Below are 18,443 nucleotides of genomic sequence, written 5' to 3' on the forward strand. Positions count from 1 at the left end.
TCGAATGCATCGTCATGTACGCAAATTGGGTTGCGCTCGGCTTTCAGGCCCGACCGGAGAATAGGGCGGCTTCTTCCAGCGTGATCAGACCCTGAAACGCTTTGCTGAGCGCGCTGACGCGGAGCGTCCGCATGCCTTCCTTGATCGCTTGTTTGCGGAGTGCTTCGACCGATGCGTTTTCAAAGATCATGTCGCGAAGTTTCGACGACAAGGTCAGCATTTCAAAGATCGCGACGCGGCCGCGGCAGCCCGACCCGTTGCATTTCGCACAGCCGTGTCCGCGATGGAAACTCGCCTTGGCCGCTTGTTCTTCGCTGATGCCGAGCGATTTGAGTTGGGCGGCGGAGATCGTCACGGGGGCTCGGCAATGCTGGCAGATGCGTCGCACCAACCGCTGGGCGACGATCACGTTCAACCCCGCGGTGATCAAGAAGGGTTCGATCTCCATGTCGCGCAATCGCGCGATGGCCGAAACGGTGTCGTTGGTGTGCAACGTCGAGAGCACCATGTGGCCGGTCATCGCGGCTTGAAACGAGGTCTTGGCGGTTTCGGTGTCACGGATTTCGCCGACCAGGATCACGTCGGGGTCTTGCCGCAACAGTAACCGCAGGACCTGGGCGAAGTCCATGTTCAATTCACGCCGGACATTGATCTGCGTGATGCCAAAGACGTCAAATTCGACCGGGTCTTCGATCGTCGAGATGTTGCGGTCCATCTGGTTGAGCCGATTGAGCGCGGAGTAGAGTGTCGTCGTTTTTCCGCTACCGGTCGGGCCGGTGACCAGGCACATGCCGTACTGTTGGCCGGTGGCCTGGGCCATCAATTGGGCTTCTTTGGGGTTCATGCCCAGTTTGGTCAGGTCGGCTTTCAGCCCGGTCGCATCGACGACCCGCAAGACGATTTTCTCACCGAACCGGGTGGGGACCGACGACACCCGATAGTCGACGTTGCGACCGCTGATCACCAATCGCAAACGGCCTTCCTGGGGACGCCGTCGTTCGGCGATGTCCAATTCCGAGAGCACTTTCACCCGTGAGGAGATCTGGGGGTAATCGGCCGCGGGGCCGGCGGCGATTTGGGACAACACCCCGTCGACCCGCATCCGCACGCGAAACGCCTGTTCGAACGGTTCGAAGTGAATGTCCGACGCGCTTGCCTGGAACGCCTTGGCGAAGATCGAGTCACAAAACGCAATGTTCTCGCTGCCCGATTTATCGGTTTGCGGGCCGTCTTTCCCCGACGAGGAGTGGGACACCTGGGGGGTGATTTGCGGGGGCTGATTCATGGGAGCGAGCGTGGTTTGACGCGGGGCGGGTTCCGAAAAGGGGCGTCTTGTGCGATTCTTTGGCGATGAACGCAAACGACTTTGAACGATACGACGGCTTGATTTTTGACTGTGACGGCACCTTGGCCGACTCGATGCCCGTGCATTATGTCGCCTGGCGCGAAACGATGTCGCGTTATGGGATCGAATTCAAGGAAGAACGATTCTATTCGATGGGCGGGATGCCGAGTGCAAAGATCGTCGCCTTGTTGGCCGATGAACATGGCGTGGACGTCGACGCCGAGGCGGTTGCGGTGGAAAAGGAGACGCATTTCCAAAGCTTGATCGACCAAGTCCAGCCGATGGCGGCCGTCTGCGAAATCGCCGCGACCTTTCACGGGAAAAAGCCGATGGCGGTCGCCAGTGGCAGCGGACGCGTCGTCGTCGAAAAGCAATTGATCGCGCTGGGGATCGACCACTGGTTTTCCGTCGTCGTCACCTCCGAAGACACCCAGCGGCACAAGCCCGAGCCGGACGTGTTTCTGGAAGCGGCCCGGCGAATCGAGGTGAAACCGGAAAATTGTGTCGTTTTTGAGGATTCTCCGCTCGGTTTCCAAGCCGCCCAGGCAGCCGGGATGGATTGGGTCGATGTCCGATAGGCCGCTACCGGCGTGCTATCCTTAGCGTGTCGCGACGCCGGCGCCTATTTTTTGGGGATCGGCTGGATCGTCGCCGTCCTCTCCGAGGTCGGCGTCGGGCACCGTTTCGCTCTTCGGACGCCGAGTTCGGAGAACACGGCGACTGTCGCGACGCACCGGCAAGGACGCCAGTTGAGCTGCGGTAAACTACTGGTGCTGCGCCCCGAATCGCCCTGTTTTTACGCCTGAGCCGAGATGACTCGACACGACGTCAATCGTTCTGATTTCTCAACGCTTGACGCAGGAAAACTGCTGCCGGGATGCTCGCTGCCGATTTTGGCTGGGGATGGCTCGGCTGAGGGAAACCGGCCGCAACATGCCTTTCGTCGATTCGAGCCGTTGCCGATCGATGGACTGCAGCGGTCGGCTTTGCGGTCGCTGGCGGATTCCTGGGTCGATGTCGCCCGGTCGCTCCAGAAGATGCACGACGCCGGGCTGTGCTACGGCCGCATCACGTCGGCGTCGTTTCATAATCGCGGGACCGAGACTGAACCGGCAGCGACGCTGTGGATCGATCCGGCGCTGGCCGCTCAAGCCGATGCTGTCCACCGCGGTGACCCGGAATCGATTTACTGGACCACCGCGCGTCTGCAATCGGGGAAGCCGCCGCAACCGGCCGATGACTGGTACGCGCTGGGTATCGTGATGGCCGAAATCGCGTTGTCCTCCGCGGCGGTGCACAAGATCTGGGAACTGAGCCGACAGGATGGGAAGTTCGTTGAAAGTCTGATCAAAAACTTGAAACGGTCACGGAGCGATCGACGGCTGCGAAAACTCGCCATCGCGTTGATCCGCGAAGGGGCAAGCGGCAATGTTAGCGACGCGACGATCGGCCACTTGAGCACGCGTCTTTCGTCCGGCGGCCGAAAACCGACTCTGGTTGCCGCCGCAGCGTTGCTGTTGACCTCGGCCGCCTTGGCTTGGGCCGCCTATCAGAACGTTCAGCAACGAGATCAACGCGACCAGCAAATTGCGGCCTTGGAATCCCAAGTGGATGAATTGCGGCGGCAAGCCGAGTCGATTGAAATGACCGCCCCCCCTGCGATCGCGACGCCGGTGGCCGTCGCGGTCCCCGAACCGGCATCGGTGCGTCCCAGCGACCGTGACCGTTGGACCGATGCGATCGCCGGGCGGGCGTTGGAACAAGCGATCGCGGCATCCGCTGATTTCCAGCCCAGCGAGTGGCGCGAGCGTTTGGTCAAGCTGCGACAATTGCCCGGTCAAATGCAATGGCGGATCGCCGACGAAACACTTCGCCAACTGTTCCAGCGCGCCGTCGATGCACCGTGGGATGATGTGGTCATCCAGCAGGCTCAGGACCGCATCCTCGCCCTCGGCCAGGCCCATTCCCGTTGGACCCAGTGGGCTCGCAGTGATCGCAGCATCGATGAAATCCGCACGCAGCATGACCTGATGCCGTCCGGTTTGGTGAAGGAGTTTTTGGGACAATGGCTGGCCGAGGCACTGGAGGTCCGATCGTTTGATCTTCGTACGCGAGTGATCAACGTCGCTGAAGGCAACAAGTTTCTGGCACACGTCATCGGTTTCGAAACGCCGTCCGATTCGGAAACGGTGGATTGGGAGTGGGCGTCGGTCGAAGGGACCGATGAATCGATTGGCTTGCAGATCGAAGGCTATCACGCCGGCGAGACGCTGACGTATTGGGTGCAACAAGACAGCTCGATCCCCTATTGGGATAAAACCGTGATCGAGCACACGTTCGATAGCCCGCTGTTGATTTGGCAACTGGCCAAAGGGTTGAAGCTGGAGAACAGCGAAAGCGGCTACGCCGTGCTGCTTTCGACCAACGTCCGCTTCGGGCCTCCGGTGAAACTGGAGTCGTCGTCGGCCGCGGAGGTGGTGGTCGATGCGGGGGAACGGAAAGTGGTGGATCCGATGGATGATTTGCCGTTCGGGTTGGATTGATGGGGGCAAAACGATGGGGGCAAGACGATGGACGGTAGGATGATGGAAGGCAGAATGATGCGGGGCAGAATGATGGAAGAGAGAACGTTGGCAGCAGGTTGATAGGGCAGGGGGGGAGTATCCCAGAGCCGGAAATGATGTGCGGCAGAGAGGTGTGGTAGGGCGAGGCGGTGGTCGGTCCTGACATTGTTTTGCCCCCCATCGTTTTGCCCCTTCCTGTTCCGCCGCAACTGCATCCCTTGCCGATCTCCCGACCCGGCATTTTGAAACCTGAAACTTGAAACCGCTCGGAGAACACACTGATGCGTTACCTACTTTGTTTCCTCATCACCGTCGCCGTGGCCTGTCCGTCACCGGCGGTCGATCCGAGCGAGTGGCTGTCGTTGGGCGCCGACAAGTCGTCACCCAGGCGTGCGAAGGTCGACACGCGTGAGCTGTTGCAGCGTTACCCGGTCGGGAAGTCTTGGGCGGCGTCGAAGGTGTTGCGGATTCGCGGGTTGGCCGTCAACGAGAACTGGGGCATCGAAGGCCGCACCAACGTGGTTTACACCAATCGTTATTCCAGCAAGACCCGCGTGGTGTCCAACCAATTCGGCGACGTGACTTTTGAAATCGAAGTCTTGGAAGCGTCTCAGCAACGGATCACGAGTGAGAAACGGTTGCGTGTTGCCGATTTCAGCGAAGCGTCGCCGATCCTGAAGATCGGTTTGGAGCAATTGCTCGACGTCACCCGTACGGCATTGCCGCCGGCCGACGTCGCCTACAAGTTGGTGGTGACGTACGGCAAGGTCGACCCACGGTACGAACGGGCGTTGACGCGATTGGCCGAAGTCAGTGGGTTTGACGTCGAACGGTTGACACAAATCGACGAAGCCCAACTTGTCGAAGACCCCGCGCAGTATTCCGGATGCACGTTCGAAGTCGTTTGGTCCAACGGGTTGGGCGTGACACGCGTCCGGCAAACCGATGGCCCGGTCACGGTCAAGCTGGATGACATTCGGCGTTGGGCCGAAGCGGCCGATCCGTTGTTGGATTACTACGTGATGGAAAATGTCGACCGTCCCGTGGGCGACAGTTGGGAAGTCGATGCCAAGGACGCCAGCGGAATGATGGTTCACCAGCAAGGCGGACAGTCCGACGGTTCGCTGAAATTAAAATACTTGCGTGACGAAACTTACGACGGCCAGACCTGTCGTCAGCTGGCGATCCAGCGCGGCGAGCTGACGATGTCACTGGACCAGAACGCCAAACGCTACGACGCCCGCGTCCGCGGCATCCAAGGACGCGTGTTTTATGGCAAATCGGATTACCTGGTTCTGCTGGCCAACGGGACCTGCGACATTCAGGCCAACGTTCGCAGCAAGAATCATTTGCTGTTCGGCACGAAATGGCAGCGCGATGTGAAAACGGATTTTCGCTATGAGGCCAAGTTGTTGGGCAAGGGGCAGTGATTCGTTGACGACGCGACCGTAGAAATAGGTCAAAAGATTGGGTGGTCAAAAAATGGAGGGGGAGATCGGCGGGACATGTCCGTGTTGCCAGATGGCGGGCGGGGCAGGGCAGGGGAGTTGTTCGCGGTGCGGGTTTCCGCTGACGACTTATCGGGCACTGGAAGTCACGCCCGGTTCGAATCTGGACGGCGGAGTCGTCACGCGGCCCGCGATTGAATTTCAAAATGCCGGCGCGGTGATTCGGTTGGCCGATCACCGCGGCGTGATCGTCGGCCGCGATGATCAGGCGTTTGATGGATTCGACGTGCAGACGTTTCGGCATCGCGAACTGCAGCCGCGGCACGTCGCGTTCTTGGCGGGCGAATCGGACTCGGTCTGGCTGGTCGATCTGTGTCCCGATCAGCGAGGCGTGTTTGTCGATGGGCGGTCGACGTCGCTCGCACAAATGGTCGACGGTGCGGTGGTTCAAATCGGTCCGCTGGGGTGGAAGTTCAACCAGACCAAAGGCCTGCTGGCGCCGGTCACGCCGATCGCCGGCTTCGATCTTGCCGTGGATGCGGAAGTGGACGGGCGTTTGACCGCGACCAAGCTGCACCTTTCCCGCGGTGAAATGACGGCGCTTGTCGGTCCCAGCGGTTGTGGCAAGTCGACGTTGTTGGAAACCATTCGTGACGGCAGCGGACTGGCCGGAGACGTCGACACGGCCGGCCGCGTGTTTTTCGTGCCGCAACGTGATTTGGTGCATCACGACTTAAGACTCCGCGATGCCTTGCTCGCGATCGCGGGGCTGTACGGACGCCAGCCGCTGCCCTTTGAAATCGACGCGGCACTCGATTCGGTCGGGTTGCCCGCGTCGGCCAAGGACAAGTTTCCGGGAGAGCTGAGCGGCGGGCAACTGCGTCGGTTCCGGATCGCCGGGGCGCTGTTGTCCGGTGCCGGGGTGATCGTGTTGGATGAGCCCGATAGCGGGTTGGATCACGAGACGGCCGGCGAAGTGATCGCGCTGTTGCGCTCGTTGGCCATCCGCGGTGCAACCATCGTCGCGGTGACCCATCACCGCCATGTGCTCGATTCGTTTGACCGCGTGATCACGATGCGCGCCACGCCTGATGGGGGCGCGGTCGAGGGCACCGCCGACGCGGCGCCGTCGTCGCCCGGTCAGTTCGGATTGCCAGACGATCAGGATGACGTACCGTCGGCGATGTATCGTTTTTGCAATCGGATGGCGATTCTGTTTCGTCGCGAACGACAAAAACTGACTTCGCCGAAATTGTCGCGTTTGTCACTGGGACCTCTTCGCGTCCCGCATTTGGTGATCGGATTGCTATTGGTACCGGTGTTGTTTGCCGTTGCGATTGCGATCAGCGTGCCGACGGACCCGGATCGCGATGTCGCCGATGGGCTTTATGGGCAGATGGGGCCGATCAATCGGTTGGGGTTTTTGGCGGTCGTGTCGGTGATCTGGATGTCGGCCAGCGGAAGCCATCTGTCGATCACACGGGATCGCGAGCTGTATGATTACGAACGGTCCTACGGCGTGACGTGGGGGCAGTTGTTGTCGGCCAAGACGGTCGTGCTCGCGATCGCCGGCATGCTGCAGACGCTGGTGTTTGCGGGGTTGCTGTACGTCATTCGTGATCGCTGGTTGGCGCGTTCGTTTTTTGTCGACGAGCGGGCGACACAGTTGCCCGGTGTCGTGCTCTGTTTGTTGGGCGTGTCGATCGCGGCGACGATGTTGGGGTTGTTGATTTCGGCGATGGCCGGGCGCGGGCCGTTGTTGGCCGCGGCGATCTTGCCGGTTGTCATGATGTTTCAAATCCTATTCAGCGCGCCATTCGCGATCTCGGACCCCGACGGTTACGAGCCCCTGGCCGACTATGATTCGCTGACGGTGTTGACGCAGCAGCAGGATGCCGAAGAAGTGGACGACGACGATTGGGAAGACGAGTGGGAAGACGAGTGGGAGGATGATTGGGTGGAAGAACAACGACCGCTGTGGGCCACGTCACTGTTTTCCTATGCGACCTTGTCCCGTTACGGGGACAAATGGTTGCGTTCGTTTGCGGTGACCACCGAGCCGCCCGAGCAAGCCGGCTCGGTCCAGCGGAGCTCCGCCGCTGCGTTGGCGGTCATCTCCGCGATCTGTTTTGCGGCGTCTTGGTTCGTGTTGTGGATGCAGTCGACTCGGTTGGGGATCCGGCGGGTGCGGGCCGTCGGGTTGATCGCGGCTGCCGTCATCCTAGGCAGCCATTCGACACCGGCGCTAGCGCAGCCGCCGACCGAAGCATCGGCCGAGCCGGGATCAACCACGATCCGGTTGTCTCTGGTCGAGGGGCGTTACGACGAAAACAAACTGCGGCGTGCGATGGGTGGGCGAGCCGATGGCACGCCGCGGTGGCGCGAATTCGGCAACCAAGATCGCCTCGGGTTGGTCACGCTGGAGCTGGTCGGAAAGATCCAGTTCAAGCTCAGCGACGACGAGTTGGTGATCGAGCTGAAGCAGACGCCGAAGTGGGACCTGATGAAGCAACTGGCACCGCCGCGGTTGATCGGGCGGGAGGACGTCGGTGATGCCGATGATGTGGTGGTGTTTGTGCACGGGCTGGAAGGCGGCGAGTCGACGTTTGCCGGGGCCGCCGAAGCGTTGGTCGAGCAGGGGATCGCGTCGATGCGATTTGATTACCCCAACGACGGGCCGCCGGCGGAGATCGGTCGTCGGTTGGCCGAGCAGCTGACAGAATTCGGACGCGAGCATCCCGACGCAAACGTTCATCTGGTCGCGCATTCGCTGGGCGGTCTGGTGTCGACCTGGGCGGTGACCGAGAGTGATTTTCCGGCCCGGATGGTCCCGCACGTGGTGACGCTAGGAACCCCCTTTCGCGGTTCGGCGTTGGCGTCGTTTCATGACGAGCTGGAGTTGTTCGACGTCGTGGTGCGGTTGGCCACGGGGACACGCGGGGCGCTCGACACGGTCGCCGACGGTCGGGGGGAGGCGGCGGAGGCACTCCAGCCGGGCAGCGATTTTTTGCGGCAATTGCATCGTCGGGAGCGGCCGGCGGGGATTCAATTTCATCTGGCCGCCGGGACCAAGAGTTTTTTGACCAAGTCGCGACGCGACCGATTGGCCGCGGCGTTGCCGGGGGAGCTGGCACGTCTGGCCGTCTCCAAGGCCTACGCCGCACGGATCAACCGGCTGATGGACGCCGAGGAGCTGTTTGATGGCAAGGGCGATGGAGCGGTCACCGTGGAAAGTGCGTTGGGTTTGCCGAATCCGACGAGCACGAAGACTTTTTCGGCCACTCACACCGGTTTGGTGTCTGTCGACGGGCCGTTGGAGTGGGTGTTGCAGGTCACCGGGTTGGCCGAACCCGAGAAACCGCTGGCAAAGTAGGGGCTTTCTCCATTTACAAAACGGCCCTGCCCCTCGTACACTGCCGGGCTTTCCCGTGCCCGCTATCGGTGCGCCTGTTGGGTGCTTCGACCGGCGGGGTGTTGTCTATTGACTCGTGATTTTCCTGTTTCAGCGTGTTTGATTCCCTTTCAGACGGTTTGCAGTCGGCGTTCAAGAGCTTGCGTGGCAAAGGCAAGCTGACCGAAGGCAATATGCGCGAGGGGTTGGAGATCGTTCAGCGGTCTCTGCTGGAAGCGGACGTCAGTTACCCGGTCGTCCAGGAGTTCATGGGGCACGTGACCGAGCGGGCGCTCGGCAAAAAGGTGCTGCTGAGTCTGCGGCCGGAGCAGGAACTGGTCCGGATCGTCCATGACGAATTGGTGTCGATCCTGGGCCCGGTCGACCCGTCGATCCATCTGAAAAAAGATGGCGCGACGATCATCATGCTGTGCGGGTTGCAGGGCAGCGGGAAAACGACGACCTGCGGCAAGTTGGCGCAGTTGTTGATCGAGCAAAAGATCAAGCCGACGTTGGTGGCGGCGGACCTTCAGCGTCCCGCGGCGATCGAGCAATTGAAGGTGATCGGCGAGCAATTGGGCGTGCCGGTCTACAGCGAAACAGACAACAAAAACCCCGTCCAGGTCTGCAAAAACGGCGTCGCCAAAGCCGAAGCGGAAGGCTCGCGGGTCGTGATTTTGGACACCGCCGGACGCTTGGCCATCGACGAGGAGTTGATGGCGGAACTGGCGCGGATCGACAAAAAGGTCGGCCCGGACCAGGTTTACCTGGTCGTCGACGGGATGACCGGCCAGGATGCCGTCAACAGCGCCGATGCGTTCAATAAGTCGTTGGAGCTGGACGGCGTCGTGATGACCAAGCTGGATGGTGACGCCCGCGGCGGGGCGTTGCTGTCGGTCAAGCACGTCACCGGCGTCCCGATCAAATTCATCGGGACCGGCGAACATTTTGATGCACTCGAGCCGTTTCGTCCCGAAGGGATGGCCGGCCGAATCCTGCAGATGGGCGACATCGTGGCCGCGGCCGCGGAGGCGCACCGGATCGTCGACGAGAAGGAACGCGAGGAGTTGGAAGCGAAAATGGCTTCCGGCGACTTCACGTTGGACGATTTTAAGAACATGATGGAGAAGGTCAGCAAGCCCGGCCTGATGGGCCGCATGATGGGCTTGATGCCCGGCATGGGCCAATTCAAGGAAGCGTTGGAAAGCGAAGAGGCGGCCGGCGGCATCCGGCAAACCATCGGCGCGATCAATGCCATGACCGCGGCCGAACGGCGCAACCCCAAAATCATCGACGCCTCGCGTCGGACGCGGATTGCCAAGGGGGCCGGGGTGCAAACGCCGGTGATCAGCCAGCTGGTCAAACAGTTCGAAATCATGAAGCCGCTGATGCAGGGCATGGCGGGTGGCTCGATGATGGATCGAGCCAAAATGATGCAGCAGTTGCAAGGAGCGATGGCCAGCGGCAACGGCAGCCTGGATGGCATGCGGGTCAAAAAAGGCACCGGCAAGCGATTGTCCAACGCCGAACGCGCCAAGTTGCGAAAGCAACGCGAGAAGCTGAAGCGTCAAAAAAAACGAAACAAGCGATAGCAATTCACCAACACAATTTATTTTTCCCTGGAGTGAGTTTGAAATGTCAGTTCGAATCCGTCTGAAAAAGATGGGTCGTACCCACCGACCTTTCTTCCGAGTTTGTGCGATGGACCAGCGGTCGCCGCGCGACGGTCGGGTGATCGAAGAGTTGGGATACTACGACCCGATGTGCCCCGAGACCGACGCGCGTGTTCAGCTGAAAAGTGACCGCGTCGATCACTGGTTGAGCGTCGGTGCGCAGCCGAGCGAAAAGGTTGCCGTGTTGATCAAGAAGTACGGCACCGAAGGAACGCACCTGGAAGCCCAAAAAGAAGCCCTCGAGCGACTCGGCAAGCGAAAGGAATACACGCCCGCTCCCGCCGCACCGCCACAGCCGGCTGCCAAAGAAGAGCCGGCTGCCGAAGAGGCTGCTACGGAAGAACCCGCCGCCGAAGGCGAAGCGGTTGCCGAAACCGAAGCGACGGCCGAATGATCCGACGCGGTTGAACCGTTCCCTTTTTATCGGCAACCAGGATCGCGGGAGAGAGACGAGTGCGATTTGATATCGTCACGCTGTTCCCGGCGATCTTCGACGGTTACCTGACGCAAAGTTTGTTGGAAAAAGCGATCGCCAAGGGGTTGGTCGAAATCCACCGACATAACTTGCGAGACTGGGCCGCCGACACGCCGCACCGAAAAGTGGACGACCGCCCGTTCGGCGGAGGCCCGGGGATGCTGTTGCAGGTCGATGTCACCGTGCCCTGCGTGGAGGACATCGAGCGGATGGCACAGACGCCGGCCAGGAAGATTTTGCTGACGCCGCAAGGCAAACGCTTTGACCAACGCATGGCCGAGGACTTGGCGACCAGCGACCGAGTGATGTTGCTGTGCGGACGGTACGAAGGGTTCGACCAACGAGTGGTCGACCTATTGGAACCAGAGGAAGTGAGTGTCGGCGACTTTGTCCTGAACGGGGGTGAGGTCGCGGCGATGACGATCATCGACGGCGTTGTGCGGTTGTTGCCCGGCGTGCTCGGTGACGAAAACAGCCATGTCGATGATTCCTTCAGCCGTGGGAACCGGTTGTTGGAATTCCCACAGTACACGCGGCCACGAGACTTTCGCGGGCACGGTGTTCCCGACGTTTTGCTGGGCGGAAACCACGAGGCGATCGCCGCGTGGCGGGCCGAGCAAAGCCGGATCCGAACGAAACAACGTCGATCAGATTTGTTCGACGAAGAAGAATAGATAGCACCCATTCCACGCCCGAGGTCTGGTGACTTCGGCGATCAGTCAGACGAAGAGAGTAGAACGATGAGCCAAGCAATTCTGGCCAAGGTCGAACAGACCTCCATCAAAGAAAACCCGCCGAAGTTCGAAATCGGCGATACCGTTGACGTTCACCTGCGAATTCTCGAGGGCAACAAGGAGCGGATCCAGGTCTTCACAGGCGTCGTGATCGCGATGTCCGGCAGCGGATCGAAGGAGATGTTCACCGTCCGCCGCATCGTCGCCGGCGAAGGCGTCGAGCGTAAGTTCCCGCTGCACAGCCCCCGTATCGAAAAGGTCGAAGTCAAACGCAGCGGTGTCGTCCGTCGCGCCAAACTGTACTTCTTGCGTGACCGCGTCGGTAAGGCCGTCCGTCTGAAAGAACGCCGCCGATCGTAGCGGGAACCAGTGGGATAGGCTTCCAGCCTGTCAGTCCACTTGGCATTGCGACAGCCGCCAACGGTTTGCTGAAGCGCTGGACGCGAAAGGGGCAATGCAACGTTGCCAGCCCGACGCGTGAGCGAGGGGCGCCGGGTGGCCCCTCGCTCACGCGTCGGGCTGGCATGATCGTTGTGGGTTCCGAGCATCGGATTCATCCAACAAGCCAATCGCTGTTTCGCGACCATGCAACGCACCTCGCTGCCCGCTGCGATTCGCCGAATTCATCATCGCTACACCGACTGGCGTTACGGGCGGATCGATCCCGAAGCGCCGATCGGCCGCCAAGGCGAGCAGGTGGCGGCGCGGTTGCTGCGCCAAAAGGGGCTGGTGGTCGTCGCGGAAAGCGAATCCGACCGCGCCGGTGAGATCGATGTGATCGCCGCCGACAAACGCTCGCGCAGCGTCATCTTTGTCGAAGTCAAAACGCTGCAAACGACTCGTCCCGGACACCCGGCCGATCGGGTCGACGAAAACAAGCAAGCCCGGATCACCCGCGCCGCGCTGCGGTTTCTTAAACGCCGCAACCTTCTCGGCACGCCCTGCCGATTCGACGTGATCGCCATCTGGTGGCCCAAGGGCGAACCGGCGCCGGTCCGCGTCGAGCACTACGAACACGCCTTCGAAGCCGCCGGCGATTTTCAAATGTGGTCCTGACCCGATGCCCGCCTGCGCGCGCACCCATCATTCTGCCCCGGATCGTTCCGCTATCGCTCTATGGGCTCCCACCGACGTGATCGGAAACCGGTAGCCGCGAGGAGAGGTAGGAAGATTTTGGAGGTAGGAAGGGGCAGCGGTTAAGAACGCGACCTGGGAATCGCTGCCAAGAAAGGCGATTGGAACGCGAACAGACGGACAATGTTTTTGCTTACCCGCTCGATTCGCTAGACTGGAGTGGGCAATGGTCGCCGTTCTACTTTTTCAAGCCTGCGGTTGAATGAAGATGCTTGTCAAAATGCTGGTCGCGATGGGCATTTTGATCGGCATCGGTACATTCGGTTACAAACCGGCGGTGACGTATTGGCAGCAGCGGAATCGGGTGCGATGGGAGACTGCGGCGATCGTCCGCGGGGACGTGACCCGCTACGTCAATTCCACCGGTTCGGTGCGACCGGTCCAGTCGGTCTCGGTCGGATCGGTCGTTTCGGGGCCGATCGACGCGTTGAACGTCGACTTCAACGACCAGGTCAACAAGGGCGACGTGCTAGCGACGATCGACCCGCGACTGTTCAAAGCCGACGTGGCCAGAGACGAAGCGACGCTGGCCACTCGTCAGGCCGAACGGGAGCGGATCGAGGCCGAGTTGGTCCAGGCGAATAAGAGTTATCAGCGCGGTCAGAAGCTGTACGCCAAAAGTGAAGGTTTTTTGTCCGAGTCCGAAATGGATGCGTTGGTGTTTGAATTGCAATCGCTGGAGGCACAGTTGAAGGTCGCCGAAGCGATGATTCAGCAGGCCGAAGCGTCGCTGGAAAATTCTCGGGCGAACTTGAATTATTGTGAGATCACCGCGCCGGTCGACGGCGTGATCATCGATCGAAAGATTGATCCCGGGCAAACGCTGGCGGCTTCGTTCCAGACGCCGGAGCTGTTCATCGTGGCGCCGGATTTGCGCGACAAAGTGCACGTGTTCGCATCGGTCGACGAAGCCGACATCGGTCTGGTGCAAAAGGCGCAATCCGAATCCCGGCCGGTGACGTTCACGGTCGACGCGCACCCGGATGAGTTGTTTACCGGACGGATCGAACAGATTCGTGTCAGCAGCGTCGCCAACCAAAACGTCGTGACCTATCCGGTCGTCATCGCGACCGGCAATCCCGATTTAAAACTGTTGCCCGGAATGACCGCCAGCATCTCCTTCGAAGTCGACTCGATCACCGATGTGCCCAAGTTGCCCAACGCCGCGCTGCGTTTCTTTCCCGACGACATCGAATCGGTGCGACCGTCGGATCGGCATCTGATCGACGGGTCGCTGTGGAAGTCCACTGACAAACGCGACGAGGACCAGTCGCAATTGCCGGCGGTCGAGAAAGCGGCCAAGCGCAAGTCGCGTAACAAACGCCACGTCTGGGTCGACGATGGCCAGTGGTTGCGGGCCGTTGAAATCGAAACCGGGCTGAGCGAAAGCGGGTTCACGGAGCTTAAGTCGGGCGATCTGTCGGTCGGTGATTTATTGGTGACCGGCAAGCAGATCAAACAGTAGTCCATTGAAAACGTAGCCTTCCATGTCGCTTTTAGATACCGTTCGAATCGCGTTGCGGGCCTTGTTGAAAAACAAGATGCGCGCCGTGTTGACGGTGATCGGCGTGGTGATCGGGATCGCGGCGGTGACCACGATCGTGTCGATCGGCCAGGGTGCCAACCGGTTGGTGCAGGGTGAACTGGCCAACCTGGGGACCAACGTGATCTTTGTGATTCCCGGGCAAACCACCGACGGCGGTGTCCGCCAGAACGACGCGCCGTCGTTGACCGCCGGTGATGCCGAAGCGATCGGTTCACAATGCCCGGCGGTGTTGGCCGCATCACCCCTGGTGTTCACCGGCGGTCAAGTCATTTACGGCAATGAGAACTGGAGCCCAAAGGAGATGCTGGGCGTCGGCACCGATTTTTTGTTGGTCCGCAATTGGCGACTGGAGGCCGGTTCGTTCTTCAGCCAAGCCGACCTCGATTCCAAGGCCAAGGTGTGCGTGATCGGACAGACGCTGATTCCGAAACTGTTTCGCACCACCAACCCGATCGGTCAGACGTTGCGGGTGAACAACGTGCCGGTGCGTGTGATCGGAATCCTGTCCAAGAAAGGCGCCAACATGGTCGGTGATGATCAGGACAACTTGTTGTTGATGCCGCAGACGACGGTCCGCAAGCGATTGCTCGGATCGCCGATGGACAACATCCACGCAATCATGGTGTCGGCGCGGAGCACGAATCAGATGAGTGTGGCGACGCGTCAGATTCGCAATCTACTGCTCGAGCGGCACGACATCGCACCGGGGGAAGAAGATGATTTCGACATCACGGACATGGAGGAGGTCGCGGGGATGTTGGGGATGATCACGGGGACGTTGACGTTGATGTTGTCGGCGATCGCGGGGATTTCGTTGGTCGTCGGCGGCGTCGGCATCATGAACATCATGCTGGTTTCGGTGACCGAGCGGACGCGCGAGATCGGCATTCGGATGGCCTTGGGGGCTCGCGGTCGAGACATCTTGAGCCAGTTCTTGATCGAATCGGTGGTGTTGTCCAGCATCGGCGGCGTGATCGGATTGGCGCTCGGGACGGCAATGTCGATGGCCGCGACGATGTTGATCAACGCGTACAAGCCGGGCACGGATTGGCCGATGGTGGTGTCGTTTCCCGCGGCGTTGGTGGCGATGGGGTTTGCCGCGGCGGTCGGCGTGTTTTTCGGATTCTATCCCGCCCGCCGCGCCAGCAAGTTGGATCCGATCGACGCGCTCCGTTACGAGTGAATCGCGTGGCATTGATCGAACTTCGAGACGTCAGACGCGAATACGACTTGGGCGAAGTCAAGGTCCATGCGCTGCGCACGGTCAGTTTGGAGATCGAACAGGGCGAATTCATCGCGCTGGTCGGACCGTCCGGCAGCGGCAAGTCCACCCTGATGAACACGCTGGGGTGTCTGGATCGGCCGACGCACGGCAGCTATCGGCTTGACGGTGAAGAGATCGTTTCGATGACTCGTGACCAACGGGCGCGGATTCGCAACAAACAGCTCGGGTTCGTGTTCCAGAACTTTAATTTGCTCAATCGAACCTCGGCGCTGGAAAACGTGGAACTGCCGCTGATGTATGGCCCGCGGATGTCGGCTCGCCAGCGGCACGATCGGGCGCGGGAAGTGTTGGACCAGGTCGGGCTGGGTGACCGCTATCATCATCATCCCAGCCAGCTCTCCGGCGGTCAGCAGCAGCGCGTCGCGATCGCCCGGGCACTGGTCAATCGTCCCTCGATCTTGATGGGGGATGAACCGACCGGGAATTTGGACTCAAGGACCAGTCGCGAGGTGATCGCGTTGTTTCGGGAGCTAAATGAACGACAGCGGATCACAGTGATTCTGGTCACCCATGATCCGGGCATCGCGCGCAACGCCGAACGCACGATCGTGCTCCGTGACGGCCGGGTGGTTGAAGACACGACCGATTTTGCCAAGGCCAAAGCGGCCCTCGAGTTTGACGCGGACGCGTCATGAATCTCCTTCACTGAACATCATTCTGCCCCGTATCATTCTGCCGTTTCTCCTGTTCAGGGCAGGCAAAGGGGCAGAATGATACGGGGCAGAATGATGTCGGACCGGAGAGCTGTTAAACTGTCGCGTCTTGCGCCAATCCGTTGTCTCTCAATCCATGCATCCGATGTTTCGCTCCTTCGCCATCTTCGTCGCGTCTTTCGTCATCCTGTTCAGCTCGACCGCCCTCTCCCGGGCCGGCGCCGCCCCGTCCAGACCCAATGTGATCTTTATTTTGCTCGATGACATGGGCTGGGGGGATTTCGGGGTTTTGTTTCAAAACGATTCGGCGCATTCCAAACGGCATCAGACGCCGATGTTGGATCGGATGGCTGCCGAAGGGATGCAGTTGCGCGATCATTATTGTCCGGCACCGGTTTGTGCCCCCAGCCGATCGTCGCTGTTGACGGGCGTGCATCAAGGTCATGCGGAGGTGCGTGACAATCAGTTCGACAAAGCGTTGGCGGACAACCACACGCTTGCCACGGTGATGAAGGCGGCCGGCTACAAGACCTGGTTGGTCGGCAAGTATGGTTTGCAAGGCGCAAAGAACGGCCAGGATGACGACTGGACGCCGGCCGATTGGCCCGCCTATCCCACCAAGCGCGGGTTCGACGAGTTCTATGGATACGTCCGTCACCGTGACGGGCACGTGCATTATCCCGCCGAGCATTGGGATCGGGGCGACAGCGAATCGCATCGCACGCCCAAGCAGGTTTGGCACAATGATCGAGAAGTCAGCAAGGAGTTGGCCAAGTGCTACACGACGGATTTGTTCGCCGCCCGCAGCAAAGATTGGATCACCAAGCATGTCCAAGGCGGTTCGGGGCAACCGTTTTTCTTGTACCTGGCCTACGACACGCCGCACGCGGCACTGCAGTTGCCCTCGACCCCGTTCCCCGACGGCTATGGTCTCGGCGGCGGGTTGCAGTGGACCGGCAAGCCGGGGGCGATGATCAACACGGCGGTCGGAACCGTCGACGGCTATCGGCACCCTGATTACACCGGCAAGGGCTGGTCGGATGCCGAAGAGCGGTTTGCGACGATGGTCCGTCGGATCGATCATTCGATCGGCGACTTGTTGCAAACGCTGCGTGATCTAAAGATCGACGACAACACGCTGGTGGTGCTCAGTTGTGACAACGGACCGCACCACGAGTCGTACTTGCGAGACGCGCAAGGCCAAAACGTCAATTACACACCCCAGTCTTTCCAGTCCTATGGTCCCTTCGACGGCACCAAGCGGGATGTCTGGGAAGGCGGCATTCGCGTCGGAACGTTGGCCTGGTGGCCGGGGCAGATCGCACCGGGATCGATCAGCCGCCGGCCCTCGCAGTTCCAGGATTGGATGCCGACGTTTGCCCGTGCCGGTGGCATCGCACCGCCGGCACGAACCGATGGCGTCTCACTATTGCCGACGCTGACGGGCAACGGCACGCAGCGTCCGGGGCAGGTCTACATCGAGTATTTCAATGGCGGCAAGACACCTACCTACAACGATTTCCAAGCGTCCAAACGGAACCAACGGCGCCGGCAAATGCAGGTCGTGTTCGTCGACGGGTACAAGGGCGTGCGAGTTGATATTCAAGACCACAAACAGCCGTTTGCGATCTACGATCTGAAAAGCGATCCGAAAGAGCTGCACGATCTGGCCGGGACGGGGGGGGAATTCGCCAAGTTACAGCAGAAGATGCGCGACCGGGTGCTGCAGCTGCGTCGGGCCAATCCGTCGGCGTCGCGGCCGTATGACGATGTCGCGATCCCGGCGGTGAACATGGACAGACAATCCGGTTGGGTCTACGACGTTTACTCCGGCCCGTTTCCCTATGTGCCCGATGTCGACGACTTGCAAGCGACCGCGTCGGGGCGTTCGGATGAGTTGTCGGTGAAAGATGCCTCGGGGGCCGTTCGATTTCGGGGAGTTTTCATCGCCCCCGAAACCGGGCTGTATCAAGTCACGCTCTCGACCGACTCGCCTGCGTTCGCGCGGATCCATGACGCGACGTTGATCGATGCCGATTTCGGATTCGACCCTGGCAAGACTTATTCAACCGAGATTCGGCTGGAGAAAGGCATGCATCCGGTTGCCGTCACGACACTCGCCGATGGCGACGTGTCGGTGGAATTGAATTGGCAGCGGAAATGATCCGGTCACCTGGCTGATTGCCCGCTGATTA

14 protein-coding genes are annotated in these 18,443 nt (G+C 60.5%); 13 read left to right on the top strand and 1 reads right to left on the bottom strand.

The annotated features are described in order from the left end of the window. Window positions 1-43: 43 nt before the first annotated feature. Entirely contained in the window at window positions 44-1,285 is a 1,242-nt protein-coding gene (locus H1B37_RS09100; protein ID WP_182866328.1) for a GspE/PulE family protein, read from the bottom strand. Between the two features lie 65 nt (window positions 1,286-1,350). Here H1B37_RS09100 and H1B37_RS09105 point away from each other — a divergent pair, with 65 nt between their 5' ends. From H1B37_RS09105 to H1B37_RS09165, 13 genes are all read left to right on the top strand, one after another. Continuing rightward, a complete protein-coding gene (locus H1B37_RS09105) occupies window positions 1,351-1,923 on the top strand; it encodes an HAD family hydrolase (RefSeq protein ID WP_182866329.1) in 573 nt (190 codons plus the stop codon). A gap of 234 nt (window positions 1,924-2,157) precedes the next feature. Beyond that, window positions 2,158-3,888, top strand: a complete 1,731-nt coding sequence (locus H1B37_RS09110; RefSeq protein ID WP_182866330.1) for a hypothetical protein — start codon at window positions 2,158-2,160, stop codon at window positions 3,886-3,888. Window positions 3,889-4,190: 302 nt separating this feature from the next. Further along, window positions 4,191-5,339: a hypothetical protein gene (locus H1B37_RS09115; protein ID WP_182866331.1), complete on the top strand. Its 1,149-nt coding sequence runs from the start codon at window positions 4,191-4,193 to the stop codon at window positions 5,337-5,339. 91 nt (window positions 5,340-5,430) lie between these two features. Continuing rightward, complete coding sequence (locus H1B37_RS09120) at window positions 5,431-8,730, top strand: alpha/beta fold hydrolase (protein ID WP_182866332.1); 3,300 nt, start codon at window positions 5,431-5,433, stop codon at window positions 8,728-8,730. Window positions 8,731-8,864: 134 nt separating this feature from the next. Next, window positions 8,865-10,340 carry a signal recognition particle protein gene (gene ffh, locus H1B37_RS09125; protein WP_182866333.1) on the top strand — a complete coding sequence of 492 codons (1,476 nt, stop codon included), beginning with the start codon at window positions 8,865-8,867 and terminating at the stop codon, window positions 10,338-10,340. A gap of 43 nt (window positions 10,341-10,383) precedes the next feature. Then, window positions 10,384-10,815: a 30S ribosomal protein S16 gene (gene rpsP, locus H1B37_RS09130; RefSeq protein WP_182866334.1), complete on the top strand. Its 432-nt coding sequence runs from the start codon at window positions 10,384-10,386 to the stop codon at window positions 10,813-10,815. Window positions 10,816-10,874: 59 nt separating this feature from the next. Beyond that, entirely contained in the window at window positions 10,875-11,570 is a 696-nt protein-coding gene (gene trmD, locus H1B37_RS09135) for a tRNA (guanosine(37)-N1)-methyltransferase TrmD (protein WP_182866335.1), read from the top strand. Window positions 11,571-11,636: 66 nt separating this feature from the next. Continuing rightward, window positions 11,637-11,990 (top strand): 50S ribosomal protein L19, encoded by a 354-nt coding sequence (rplS, locus tag H1B37_RS09140; RefSeq protein WP_147866485.1) that lies wholly within the window; start codon window positions 11,637-11,639, stop codon window positions 11,988-11,990. Between the two features lie 225 nt (window positions 11,991-12,215). Beyond that, window positions 12,216-12,686 (top strand): YraN family protein, encoded by a 471-nt coding sequence (locus H1B37_RS09145; RefSeq protein ID WP_182866336.1) that lies wholly within the window; start codon window positions 12,216-12,218, stop codon window positions 12,684-12,686. Window positions 12,687-12,972: 286 nt separating this feature from the next. Further along, window positions 12,973-14,229, top strand: a complete 1,257-nt coding sequence (locus H1B37_RS09150; RefSeq protein WP_220498117.1) for an efflux RND transporter periplasmic adaptor subunit — start codon at window positions 12,973-12,975, stop codon at window positions 14,227-14,229. Between the two features lie 22 nt (window positions 14,230-14,251). Continuing rightward, complete coding sequence (locus tag H1B37_RS09155) at window positions 14,252-15,493, top strand: ABC transporter permease (protein WP_182866338.1); 1,242 nt, start codon at window positions 14,252-14,254, stop codon at window positions 15,491-15,493. An 11-nt stretch (window positions 15,494-15,504) separates the two neighbouring features. Further along, on the top strand, window positions 15,505-16,230 hold the full coding sequence (locus H1B37_RS09160; protein WP_220498118.1) for an ABC transporter ATP-binding protein: 726 nt from the start codon (window positions 15,505-15,507) through the stop codon (window positions 16,228-16,230). Between the two features lie 163 nt (window positions 16,231-16,393). Next, window positions 16,394-18,412, top strand: coding sequence for an arylsulfatase (locus H1B37_RS09165; RefSeq protein ID WP_182866340.1), 2,019 nt, complete (start codon window positions 16,394-16,396; stop codon window positions 18,410-18,412). Window positions 18,413-18,443: the final 31 nt, after the last annotated feature.

It is taken from the genome of Stieleria mannarensis (genome assembly GCF_014154935.1).
In the GTDB taxonomy this organism is placed as follows: domain Bacteria; phylum Planctomycetota; class Planctomycetia; order Pirellulales; family Pirellulaceae; genus Stieleria; species Stieleria mannarensis.

What these genes read in the sequence shown, in the direction of transcription:
- H1B37_RS09150 (WP_220498117.1), top strand. Translation starts at nt 12,973, where the DNA reads ATGCTTGTCAAAATGCTGGTCGCGATGGGCATTTTGATCGGCATCGGT.
- H1B37_RS09155 (WP_182866338.1), top strand. Translation starts at nt 14,252, where the DNA reads ATGTCGCTTTTAGATACCGTTCGAATCGCGTTGCGGGCCTTGTTGAAA.
- H1B37_RS09110 (WP_182866330.1), top strand. Translation starts at nt 2,158, where the DNA reads ATGACTCGACACGACGTCAATCGTTCTGATTTCTCAACGCTTGACGCA.
- H1B37_RS09165 (WP_182866340.1), top strand. Translation starts at nt 16,394, where the DNA reads ATGTTTCGCTCCTTCGCCATCTTCGTCGCGTCTTTCGTCATCCTGTTC.
- H1B37_RS09105 (WP_182866329.1), top strand. Translation starts at nt 1,351, where the DNA reads ATGAACGCAAACGACTTTGAACGATACGACGGCTTGATTTTTGACTGT.
- rpsP (WP_182866334.1), top strand. Translation starts at nt 10,384, where the DNA reads ATGTCAGTTCGAATCCGTCTGAAAAAGATGGGTCGTACCCACCGACCT.
- H1B37_RS09120 (WP_182866332.1), top strand. Translation starts at nt 5,431, where the DNA reads ATGGCGGGCGGGGCAGGGCAGGGGAGTTGTTCGCGGTGCGGGTTTCCG.
- rplS (WP_147866485.1), top strand. Translation starts at nt 11,637, where the DNA reads ATGAGCCAAGCAATTCTGGCCAAGGTCGAACAGACCTCCATCAAAGAA.
- H1B37_RS09100 (WP_182866328.1), bottom strand. Translation starts at nt 1,285, where the DNA reads ATGAATCAGCCCCCGCAAATCACCCCCCAGGTGTCCCACTCCTCGTCG.
- H1B37_RS09115 (WP_182866331.1), top strand. Translation starts at nt 4,191, where the DNA reads ATGCGTTACCTACTTTGTTTCCTCATCACCGTCGCCGTGGCCTGTCCG.
- H1B37_RS09145 (WP_182866336.1), top strand. Translation starts at nt 12,216, where the DNA reads ATGCAACGCACCTCGCTGCCCGCTGCGATTCGCCGAATTCATCATCGC.